Below are 10,716 nucleotides of genomic sequence, written 5' to 3'. Positions count from 1 at the left end.
ACCACTCCGCGGCGCCTCCCTCTCCTCACACGGCGCGGGCCGGCCGCCGGGGGACCCCCCCCCCCGCCCCCCCTTCGCCGTTCCGCAGCGTTCTCCGCATGTTCCTCACACCGACGGTGTTCGAATACGGCGCTGCCCACGTATGTTCTCCACAGCATCGGGGGCGATGGCCCGTCCACACCCTGGGGACTGATCAGTTGTCCAGATCGTGTCCACAGGCGAACCACCTGAGACTTCATCAGTCCAGGTCAGGAGGGTGTGGATTTGTGGCCAACCGCTGTCCACAGCCTGTGGACCGATTTTTCTTCCACAGGCCTGGGGATTCGTTGTCCACCGGCAGCCCACAGGCACGGCCCTGTTGTCCCCAGCTTCTCCACACCCTTGTCCACTGTTCGGCAACGAAACACCCGCGGTCACCGGGTCGAGTGAAAGCCGTCACACCAAGGTGGTCGGTTGGGCTGTGGGCAAGGTGGGTAAAGCTGGGGATGGAGCTGGGGAGAAGTACCCCTCCCCTGTGCACCGGGTGTGCAGAACTTTTCGCCGTCCACAGAGCCGCGTACTTTTCCACCGGCTCCACCCACAGGCGCAGTGGACAAAAAAGCGGCTCTGAGCTGCGTAAACGGGGTTATCCACGGTTTCCACAGGCCCTACTACTACTACCCCCTAGAGTTACCGGGGAATTGGCTTCGAAGTGGGCGCTGTGCACAACTCGCCGCCGGAGCCCCTGGTGCCTCCCGGCTCGACTTGACCCCGACGCGCACCGAGTGTCGGTGGCGTACGTCAGACTGGTCCCCGGCAAGAAGCCGACGACGAAGGCCAGCAGGGCGAGCGAGCAACAGCAGGAGGCGGTTCCGGTGAAGATCCGGGTGGAGCGCGATGTACTCGCGGAGGCGGTGGCCTGGGCGGCCCGCAGCCTTCCGGCCCGTCCGCCGGTGCCCGTTCTTGCGGGCCTGCTGCTGAAGGCGGAGGAAGGCACGCTGAGCCTCTCCGGCTTCGACTACGAGGTCTCGGCGCGGGTCTCGGTGGATGCGGAGATCGAGGAGCACGGCACCGTCCTCGTGTCGGGCCGGCTGCTCGCCGACATCTGCCGCGCCCTTCCCAACCGCCCGGTGGAGATCTCCACCGACGGCGTCCGTGCGACGGTGGTCTGCGGCTCCTCCCGGTTCACTCTCCACACCCTTCCTGTGGAGGAGTACCCGGCGCTGCCGCAGATGCCGACCGCGACCGGCACCGTCCCCGGTGAGGTCTTCGCGTCCGCCGCGGCCCAGGTGGCCATCGCCGCGGGCCGTGACGACACACTGCCCGTGCTCACCGGCGTACGGATCGAGATCGAGGGGGACCGGGTGACCCTGGCCTCCACCGACCGCTACCGCTTCGCGGTCCGTGAGTTCCTGTGGAAGCCCGAGGACCCGGAGGCATCCGCGGTCGCCCTGGTGCCCGCCAAGACGCTCCTGGACACCGCAAAGTCGCTGACCAGCGGTGACACCGTGACGCTCGCCCTGTCCGGGTCCGGCTCCGGTGAGGGGCTGATCGGTTTCGAGGGTGCGGGCCGGCGGACGACCACGCGGCTCCTCGAAGGCGATCTGCCGAAGTACCGGACGCTCTTCCCCACCGAGTTCAACTCGATCGCCGTCATCGAGACCCCGGCGTTCGTCGAGGCCGTCAAGCGCGTCTCCCTCGTCGCCGAGCGGAACACCCCGGTGCGGCTCAGCTTCGAGCAGGGCGTGCTGATCCTGGAGGCAGGATCCAGCGACGACGCACAGGCTGTGGAGAGGGTGGACGCCAAGCTCGACGGTGACGACATCTCGATCGCCTTCAACCCGACGTTCCTGCTGGACGGCCTCAGCGCGATCGACTCCCCGGTCGCCCAGCTCTCCTTCACGACGTCGACCAAGCCCGCGCTGCTGAGCGGCCGCCCCGCTCTCGATGCCGAGGCGGACGACGCGTACAAGTACCTGATCATGCCGGTGCGGCTGTCGGGCTGAGCCGGTTCGGGGCCGTACGTCTGAGCGGGTCACCCCGCAGGTGTGTACCCGTGTCCCGGCGTACGCTCGGACGCGGGTACGAAACGCCACCACGTCACTAAGGATCTTCTGATGGAGCTCGGTCTCGTCGGCCTCGGCAAGATGGGCGGGAACATGCGCGAGCGCATCCGCCGCGCTGGTCACACCGTCATCGGTTACGACCGCAATGCGGACGTCGCCGATGTCCACAGCCTGGAAGAGCTTGTGGGCAAGCTCAAGGGTCCCCGCGTCGTATGGGTCATGGTCCCGTCGGGTGCCGCGACCCAGTCCACCATCGATGAGCTGGCTGATCTGCTCTCTCCGGGCGATGTCGTCGTGGACGGCGGCAACTCGCGCTGGACCGACGACGAGAAGCACGCGGTCGAGCTGGGCATCAAGGGCATCGGCTTCGTCGACTGCGGTGTCTCCGGTGGCGTCTGGGGCCTGGAGAACGGCTATGCGCTGATGTACGGCGGCGACGCCGAGAACGTCGCGAAGGTGCAGCCGGTCTTCGACGCGCTCAAGCCCGAAGGAGAGTTCGGCTCGGTTCACGCCGGCAAGGTCGGCGCCGGCCACTTCGCCAAGATGGTCCACAACGGCATCGAGTACGCCATGATGCAGGCGTATGCCGAGGGCTGGGAGCTTCTGGAGAAGGTCGACTCCGTCACCGATGTGCGCGAGGTCTTCCGCTCCTGGCAGGAGGGCACGGTCATCCGTTCCTGGCTGCTGGATCTCGCGGTCAACGCACTGGACGACGACGAGCACCTCGACCAGCTCCGTGGTTTCGCCGCCGATTCTGGTGAAGGACGCTGGACGGTCGAGGCGGCCATCGACAACGCGGTTCCGCTGCCCGCGATCACCGCGTCGCTCTTCGCCCGCTTCGCCTCGCGCCAGGACGACTCTCCGCAGATGAAGATGATCGCAGCACTGCGCAACCAGTTCGGCGGCCACGCGGTCGAGAACAAGAAGTAAGCCAGCAGCAGGGAAGGTCGGCGCACGGTCATGCACGTCACGCATCTGTCGCTGGCCGACTTTCGCTCGTACGCCCGGGTCGAGGTGCCTCTCGACCCGGGCGTCACTGCGTTCGTGGGCGCCAACGGACAGGGCAAGACCAACATCGTCGAGGCCGTCGGCTATCTGGCGACGCTCGGCAGCCATCGGGTCTCGTCGGACGCACCGCTGGTACGGATGGGGGCCGAGCGGGCTGTGATCCGTGGAGCGGTCACCCAGGGCGAACGGTCTCAGCTCGTCGAGCTCGAACTCAACCCGGGCCGGGCCAACAGGGCCCGGATCAACCGGTCTTCGCAGGTCAGGCCGCGCGATGTACTCGGAATCGTACGGACCGTGCTTTTCGCGCCCGAGGATCTCGCGCTGGTCAAGGGCGATCCGGGTGAGCGCCGTCGGTTCCTGGATGAGCTGGTCACCGCTCGTTCGCCGCGGATGGCTGGTGTGCGCTCCGACTACGAGCGGGTGCTGAAGCAGCGCAACACGCTGCTGAAGTCCGCAGCGATGGCCCGCAGGCACGGCGGCAGATCCATGGATATGTCCACCCTCGATATCTGGGACCAGCATCTGGGGCGTGTGGGCGCCGAGTTGCTGGCGCAGCGGCTGGATCTGATCGCGACGTTGCAGCCGCTGGCCGACAAGGCGTACGAGCAGGTGGCGCCCGGTGGCGGGCCGGTCGTGCTGGAGTACCGGAGCTCGCTGGGCGAGGGGATCGAGGCGGCTCAGTCGAAGGACGGACTGTACGAGCAGCTGCTCGCCGCGCTGGTGGGAGTCCGTAAGCAGGAGATCGAGCGGGGTGTGACGCTGGTCGGGCCGCACCGTGACGACCTGGTGCTGAAGCTCGGTCGGCTGCCGGCCAAGGGGTACGCGAGCCACGGTGAGTCCTGGTCATATGCGCTGGCGCTGCGGCTGGCCTCGTACGACTTGCTGCGGACCGAGGGCAATGAGCCGGTGCTGGTGCTCGACGATGTCTTCGCGGAGCTGGACGTGCGGCGCAGGGAGCGGCTGGCGGAGCTGGTGGCGCCCGGGGAACAGGTGCTGGTGACGGCGGCAGTGGACGACGATGTGCCGGGCGTGCTGGCGGGTGCCCGGTTCGCTGTGTCGGACGGGGCGGTGGACCGGGTATGACCGGGGCGCCTCTTCCGGACGAGGGCAGCGGCGGAGGCCCTCGGGGTGCCGAGGAGCCGCCCGGTTCCGGTCCTTCCCTTCCGCCGGGGCCCGAGGCCGCGAAGGTTCCGGAGTCCTCGGGGATCGACCTGGCACGGGTCGCGTTGCGGGCGGCGAAGGAGCAGGCGAAGGCCCGGGGGGCGGCCGCTCAGCAGAAGAAGCAGGCCAAGCGCGGTGGGCTGCGTTCGGGAGCGCGGGCGGACGGGCGTGATCCTCTGCCGCTGGGCGCCGCGATCAACCGGCTGATCACTGAGCGTGGCTGGGAGACCCCGGCCGCGGTGGGCGGGGTGATGGGCCGCTGGCCGCAGATCGTGGGCGAGGATCTCGCGAACCACTGCGTCCCCCAGCGTTACGACGAGGACGCCCGGGTGCTGACCGTGCTGTGCGATTCGACCGCCTGGGCGACTCAGCTGCGGCTGCTGGCGCCCCAACTGGTGGCCCGGCTGAACGCCGATCTGGGGCAGGGCACCGTGAAGCTGTTGAAGGTCCTCGGCCCAGGTGGACCGCCCCGCCGGTTCGGACAGCTGCGGGCGCCTGGCAGTAAGGGTCCCGGCGATACCTACGGCTGACGCCGTCGACGGCTCTCCCGGCGGTGGGTGGGTACCCAAGACTCTGTGATTTCGACCAGAATGTGTGCTGTTTCACGTGAAACAGCACACATTGGGACCGTGCGGGACGAGGCACCGCACGGAGGGGGTCCCGCACCGTAGCGGGAGGTTGACAGCCCGAGGCGCTGAAAGCCCGTGTGAGCCTCTTGGAGCCCCTTCCTGGATATGGGGAGTCGTTCGCCGCCGGTTCAGGGCGGCACATGTGGATACAGGTACCGGCAAACCCCCATTGATGTCTGCGCTACCGGTAGACTGGAAGACAATCCCGCCACTCGCGGAACATGTCGAACGACGCAGCCGCTCCTGCCTGCCCTGGAGAGGCCTGTGCTGTGCCAGAAAGGGCGCTTCGTGGCCGATTCCGGCAACCCCAATGAGATCCCCCCGTCCACAGTCGGTGAGAACGGCGAGGTGACCACCTCGTACGACGCCAGCGCGATCACTGTCCTTGAGGGGCTGGACGCGGTCCGTAAGCGGCCCGGCATGTACATCGGCTCGACCGGTGAGCGTGGGCTCCATCATCTGGTGTACGAGGTCGTCGACAACTCGGTCGACGAGGCCCTGGCCGGGCACGCGGACACCATCGATGTGACGATCCTCGCTGATGGCGGGGTGCGTGTGGTCGACAACGGCCGCGGCATCCCGGTCGACATCGTGCCGTCGGAGAACAAGCCGGCTGTCGAGGTCGTCCTGACCGTTCTGCACGCCGGTGGCAAGTTCGGCGGCGGCGGTTACGCCGTCTCCGGTGGTCTGCACGGTGTGGGTGTGTCCGTCGTCAACGCCCTCTCCGCCAAGGTCGCGGTGGACGTCAAGCGCGACGGCTACCGCTGGACACAGGACTACAAGCTCGGTGTCCCGACAGCGCCGCTGGCCCGCAACGGGGCCACGGAGGAGAGCGGTACCACCGTCACCTTCTGGGCCGACGGGGACATCTTCGAGACCACCGAGTACTCCTTCGAGACGCTGTCGAGGCGTTTCCAGGAGATGGCGTTCCTCAACAAGGGCCTCACCCTGACGCTGACCGACGAGCGGGAGTCCGCGAAGGCTACCGCCGGCGCCGACACCGTCGGCGAGGTCGCGGAGGAAGAGCAGGTACGCACCGTCACGTACCACTACGAGGGCGGCATCGTCGACTTCGTGAAGTACCTCAACTCGCGCAAGGGCGAACTCATCCACCCGACCGTGATCGACGTCGAGGCCGAGGACAAGGAGCGTCTCCTCTCGGCAGAGATCGCGATGCAGTGGAACTCGCAGTACAGCGAGGGTGTGTACTCCTTCGCCAACACGATCCACACCCATGAGGGCGGCACCCACGAAGAGGGCTTCAGGGCCGCTCTGACGGGGCTGGTCAACCGGTACGCGCGCGAGAAGAAGCTGCTGCGTGAGAAGGACGACAACCTCTCCGGCGAGGACATCCGCGAGGGTCTCACGGCGATCATCTCAGTGAAGCTGGGCGAGCCGCAGTTCGAGGGCCAGACGAAGACCAAGCTGGGCAACACGGAGGCGAAGACCTTCGTGCAGAAGGTCGTCTATGAGCACCTCACGGACTGGTTCGACCGGAACCCCAATGAGGCCGTCGACATCATCCGTAAGGCCATCCAGGCCCAGACGGCGCGGGTCGCGGCGCGCAAGGCGCGTGATCTCACCCGGCGCAAGGGCCTGCTGGAGAGTGCCTCGCTGCCGGGCAAGCTGAGCGACTGCCAGTCGAACGACCCGACGAAGTGCGAGATCTTCATCGTCGAGGGTGACTCCGCCGGCGGCTCGGCGAAGTCCGGGCGTAACCCGATGTACCAGGCGATCCTGCCGATCCGAGGCAAGATCCTGAACGTCGAGAAGGCGCGGATCGACAAGATCCTCCAGAACACCGAGGTCCAGGCGCTGATCTCGGCGTTCGGCACCGGGGTCCACGAGGACTTCGACATCGAGAAGCTGCGCTATCACAAGATCATTCTCATGGCTGACGCCGACGTCGACGGTCAGCACATCAACACGCTGCTCCTGACGTTCCTCTTCCGGTTCATGCGGCCGCTGGTCGAGGCCGGGCATGTGTATCTGTCGCGCCCGCCGCTGTTCAAGATCAAGTGGGGCCGGGACGACTTCGAGTACGCGTACTCGGACACGGAGCGGGACGCCCTGGTCGAGCTCGGCAAGCGGAGCGGCAAGCGGGTCAGAGACGACTCGATCCAGCGCTTCAAGGGTCTCGGTGAGATGAACGCCGAGGAACTGCGCATCACCACGATGGACGTGGACCACCGGGTGCTCGGCCAGGTGACTCTGGACGACGCGGCGCAGGCCGACGATCTGTTCTCGGTGCTGATGGGCGAGGACGTCGAGGCACGGCGCTCGTTCATTCAGCGCAACGCCAAGGACGTCCGGTTCCTCGACATCTGAGTCGGTCTCGGCTGACCGCACTGAAAGGACTTTGACCAGCAATGGCCGACGAGAATTCCCCTGTGATGCCCGAACAGCCGCCAGCGGTCCCCGGCATCGGTATGCGTGTCGAGCCGGTGGGGCTCGAAACGGAGATGCAGCGTTCGTATCTCGACTACGCGATGTCCGTCATCGTGTCGCGTGCGCTGCCGGATGTGCGGGACGGCCTGAAGCCCGTTCACCGCCGGGTGCTGTACGCGATGTACGACGGCGGCTACCGGCCCGAGAAGGGCTTCTACAAGTGCGCCCGTGTCGTCGGTGACGTCATGGGTACGTACCACCCGCACGGCGACTCCTCGATCTACGACGCCCTGGTCCGGCTGGCCCAGCACTGGTCGATGCGTATGCCGCTGGTGGACTCGAACGGCAACTTCGGCTCTCCCGGCAACGACCCGGCTGCCGCGATGCGGTACACCGAGTGCAAGATGATGCCCCTGTCCATGGAGATGGTCAGGGACATCGACGAGGAGACCGTCGACCACCAGGACAACTACGACGGCCGTAACCAGGAGCCGGTGGTTCTCCCGGCCAGATTCCCGAACCTGCTGGTCAACGGCTCCGCCGGTATCGCGGTCGGTATGGCCACCAACATCCCTCCGCACAACCTGCGCGAGGTCGCGGCCGGCGCCCAGTGGTATCTGGAGAACCCGGAGGCCTCGCACGAGGACCTTCTGGACGCTCTGCTGGAGCGCATCAAGGGACCGGACTTCCCGACCGGCGCGCTGGTCGTGGGACGCAAGGGCATCGAGGAGGCCTACCGCACCGGACGCGGCTCCATCACGATGCGCGCGGTGGTCGCGGTCGAGGAGATCCAGAACCGCCAGTGCCTGGTGGTCACGGAGCTTCCGTACCAGACCAACCCTGACAACCTCGCGCAGAAGATCGCCGACCTGGTGAAGGACGGCAAGATCGGCGGGATCGCCGATGTGCGGGACGAGACATCCTCGCGTACGGGGCAGCGCCTCGTCGTCGTGCTGAAGCGTGACGCGGTGGCCAAGGTTGTCCTGAACAACCTCTACAAGCACACCGATCTCCAGTCGAACTTCAGCGCCAACATGCTGGCGCTGGTCGACGGGGTGCCGCGCACCCTGTCGATCGACGCGTTTATCCGCCACTGGGTGACGCACCAGATCGAGGTCATCGTCCGGCGCACCCGGTTCCGGCTGCGCAAGGCTGAGGAGCGAGCCCACATCCTGCGGGGTCTGCTCAAGGCGCTGGACGCGATCGACGAGGTCATCGCGCTGATCCGGCGCAGTCAGACCGTCGAGGTCGCGCGCGAGGGCCTGATGGGCCTCCTGGAGATCGATGAGATCCAGGCGAACGCGATCCTGGAAATGCAGCTGCGCCGGCTGGCCGCACTGGAGCACCAGAAGATCACATCCGAGTACAACGAGCTCCAGGCGAAGATCAACGAGTACAACGCGATCCTGGTCTCGCCCGACCTCCAGCGGCAGATCGTCAGTGAGGAACTGGCGGTCATCGTCGACAAGTTCGGCGACGACCGGCGTTCCAAGCTGGTGCCCTTCGACGGTGACATGTCCATCGAGGACCTGATCGCCGAGGAGGACATCGTCGTCACCATCACCAACGGTGGTTACGTCAAGCGCACCAAGACCGAGGACTACCGCTCGCAGAAGCGTGGCGGCAAGGGTGTGCGGGGCACCAAGCTGAAGCAGGACGACATCGTCGCCCACTTCTTCGTCTCGACAACCCACCACTGGTTGCTGTTCTTCACGAACAAGGGCCGGGTGTACCGGGCAAAGGCGTACGAGCTGCCGGACGCGGGCCGTGATGCGCGTGGCCAGCATGTCGCCAACCTGCTGGCGTTCCAGCCGGACGAGCAGATCGCGCAGATCCTGGCGATCCGTGACTATGACGCGGCCCCGTATCTGATCCTGGCCACCAAGGGCGGCCTGGTGAAGAAGACCCCGCTCAAGGACTACGACTCACCGCGTTCGGGCGGCGTCATCGCGATCAACCTGCGGGAGACGCCGGACGGCAGTGACGACGAGCTGATCGGCGCCGAACTGGTCTCGGCCGAAGACGATCTGCTGCTGGTCAGCAGGAAGGCCCAGTCGATCCGGTTCACGGCGACGGACGATGCTCTGCGCCCCATGGGACGCGCGACATCCGGTGTCAAGGGCATGAGTTTCCGCGAGGGCGACGAACTGCTCTCGATGAATGTCGTCAGGCCGGGTACTTTCGTGTTCACTGCCACTGACGGCGGGTACGCCAAGCGGACCCCCGTCGACGAGTACCGCATCCAGGGCCGCGGTGGTCTGGGTATCAAGGCCGCCAAGATCGTGGAGGACCGGGGCTCGCTGGTCGGCGCGCTGGTGGTCGAGGGGACGGATGAAATCCTCGCCATCACGCTCGGCGGTGGTGTGATTCGTACGCGAGTCAATGAAGTCAGGGAGACCGGCCGTGACACCATGGGCGTTCAACTGATCAACCTGGGCAAGCGCGATGCCGTGGTCGGCATCGCTCGCAACGCCGAGGCCGGCCGAGAGGCCGAAGAGATTGACGCGGTCGAGAGCGACGCAGACGCGGTCGACGGTGGTTCGGCCGATGTTGACGCGGTCGAAGCGGTAGTCGAAGGCACCGAGCCTTCGGCAGGGGAGCACGAGGAGTAGAACGTGAGTGGAGCCACGGGCGACGGAGCGGCCGCTTCCGGAGCTGGAGCACGCGGTGCCCGTGGCCCCGCCGCGGACTCTCAAGGGGGAACGGTGACGGATACGCGTGGGGCGCAGCCGCAGTACGAGTCTCAGCCGTACCAGCCGCCGCAGGCGTACCCGTCGCCTTCGGGCGGCGGTACGCAGGGCGGTCAGCGTACGGTCGGCGGTGGCCAGCCGGTGGTACGTCGGCCCCGCACGGGCGCCCGCACCACCCCCCGTACGCGGAAGGCCCGGCTGCGGGTGGCCAAGGCCGATCCGTGGTCGGTCATGAAGGTCAGCTTCTTGCTGTCCATCGCCTTGGGTGTCTGCACCATCGTGGCGGCCGCGGTGCTGTGGATGGTCATGGACGCCATGGGCGTCTTCTCGACCGTGGGCGGGACGATCAGCGAGGCCACCGGCTCAAGTGACGGCAGCGGCTTCGATCTTCAGTCGTTCCTCTCGCTGCCGCGTGTGCTGCTGTTCACAGCGGTCATCGCGGTGATCGATGTGGTGCTGGCCACAGCGCTGGCCACGCTGGGGGCCTTCATCTACAACCTGTCGGCCGGCTTCGTGGGCGGTGTCGAGCTGACTCTCGCCGAGGACGAGTAGAGGCCCGGCTATCGATTTTGGGACTGGCCCTGGAGTGCGCTAATCTTCAGGGGCAGCGCGGGGCTATAGCTCAGTTGGTTAGAGCGCATCCCTGATAAGGATGAGGCCACAGGTTCAAATCCTGTTAGCCCCACCGCGAACGTGGGGGCCGGCCCGCTTTTTGTTAGGGGGGGCGGCGATTTAGGGGCGGGGGGTTTGGTGGGGGAGAGGGGGTCCGTAAGGTGTGGTGCGGGGGGGTGTGTG

7 protein-coding genes and 1 tRNA gene are annotated in these 10,716 nt (G+C 66.7%); all 8 read left to right on the top strand.

Going from position 1 to position 10,716, the window contains the following annotated elements; translation table 11 throughout:
• Positions 1-854 precede the first annotated feature (854 nt).
• The 8 genes from dnaN (at position 855) to ACFXBC_RS01445 (ending at position 10,606) form a co-directional block, all read left to right on the top strand.
• On the top strand, positions 855-1,985 hold the full coding sequence (gene dnaN, locus ACFXBC_RS01480) for a DNA polymerase III subunit beta (RefSeq protein WP_385017439.1): 1,131 nt from the start codon (positions 855-857) through the stop codon (positions 1,983-1,985).
• Positions 1,986-2,096: 111 nt separating this feature from the next.
• Complete coding sequence (gnd, locus tag ACFXBC_RS01475) at positions 2,097-2,975, top strand: phosphogluconate dehydrogenase (NAD(+)-dependent, decarboxylating) (RefSeq protein ID WP_385017214.1); 879 nt, start codon at positions 2,097-2,099, stop codon at positions 2,973-2,975.
• A 30-nt stretch (positions 2,976-3,005) separates the two neighbouring features.
• The gene (recF, locus tag ACFXBC_RS01470) at positions 3,006-4,136 is read left to right on the top strand and encodes a DNA replication/repair protein RecF (RefSeq protein ID WP_385017211.1); all 1,131 of its coding nucleotides are present in this window, start codon (positions 3,006-3,008) and stop codon (positions 4,134-4,136) included.
• Positions 4,133-4,744 carry a DUF721 domain-containing protein gene (locus ACFXBC_RS01465; protein ID WP_385017208.1) on the top strand — a complete coding sequence of 204 codons (612 nt, stop codon included), beginning with the start codon at positions 4,133-4,135 and terminating at the stop codon, positions 4,742-4,744. Before recF ends, ACFXBC_RS01465 begins: the two co-directional genes overlap by 4 nt.
• A 363-nt stretch (positions 4,745-5,107) precedes the next feature.
• Positions 5,108-7,171 carry a DNA topoisomerase (ATP-hydrolyzing) subunit B gene (gene gyrB, locus ACFXBC_RS01460; RefSeq protein WP_385017205.1) on the top strand — a complete coding sequence of 688 codons (2,064 nt, stop codon included), beginning with the start codon at positions 5,108-5,110 and terminating at the stop codon, positions 7,169-7,171.
• A 41-nt stretch (positions 7,172-7,212) separates the two neighbouring features.
• The gene (gene gyrA, locus ACFXBC_RS01455; protein WP_385017202.1) at positions 7,213-9,843 is read left to right on the top strand and encodes a DNA gyrase subunit A; all 2,631 of its coding nucleotides are present in this window, start codon (positions 7,213-7,215) and stop codon (positions 9,841-9,843) included.
• 93 nt (positions 9,844-9,936) lie between these two features.
• Positions 9,937-10,473: a DUF3566 domain-containing protein gene (locus ACFXBC_RS01450; RefSeq protein ID WP_385017200.1), complete on the top strand. Its 537-nt coding sequence runs from the start codon at positions 9,937-9,939 to the stop codon at positions 10,471-10,473.
• 59 nt (positions 10,474-10,532) lie between these two features.
• Positions 10,533-10,606: transfer RNA gene (locus ACFXBC_RS01445), tRNA-Ile, on the top strand.
• The last annotated feature ends 110 nt before the right edge of the window (positions 10,607-10,716 follow it).

The organism is Streptomyces sp. NPDC059398, from assembly GCF_042751845.1.
Lineage (GTDB): Bacteria > Actinomycetota > Actinomycetes > Streptomycetales > Streptomycetaceae > Streptomyces.
The sequence above is the reverse complement of the archived record's forward strand: the minus strand, read 5'-3'. Positions and strand labels throughout refer to the sequence as shown.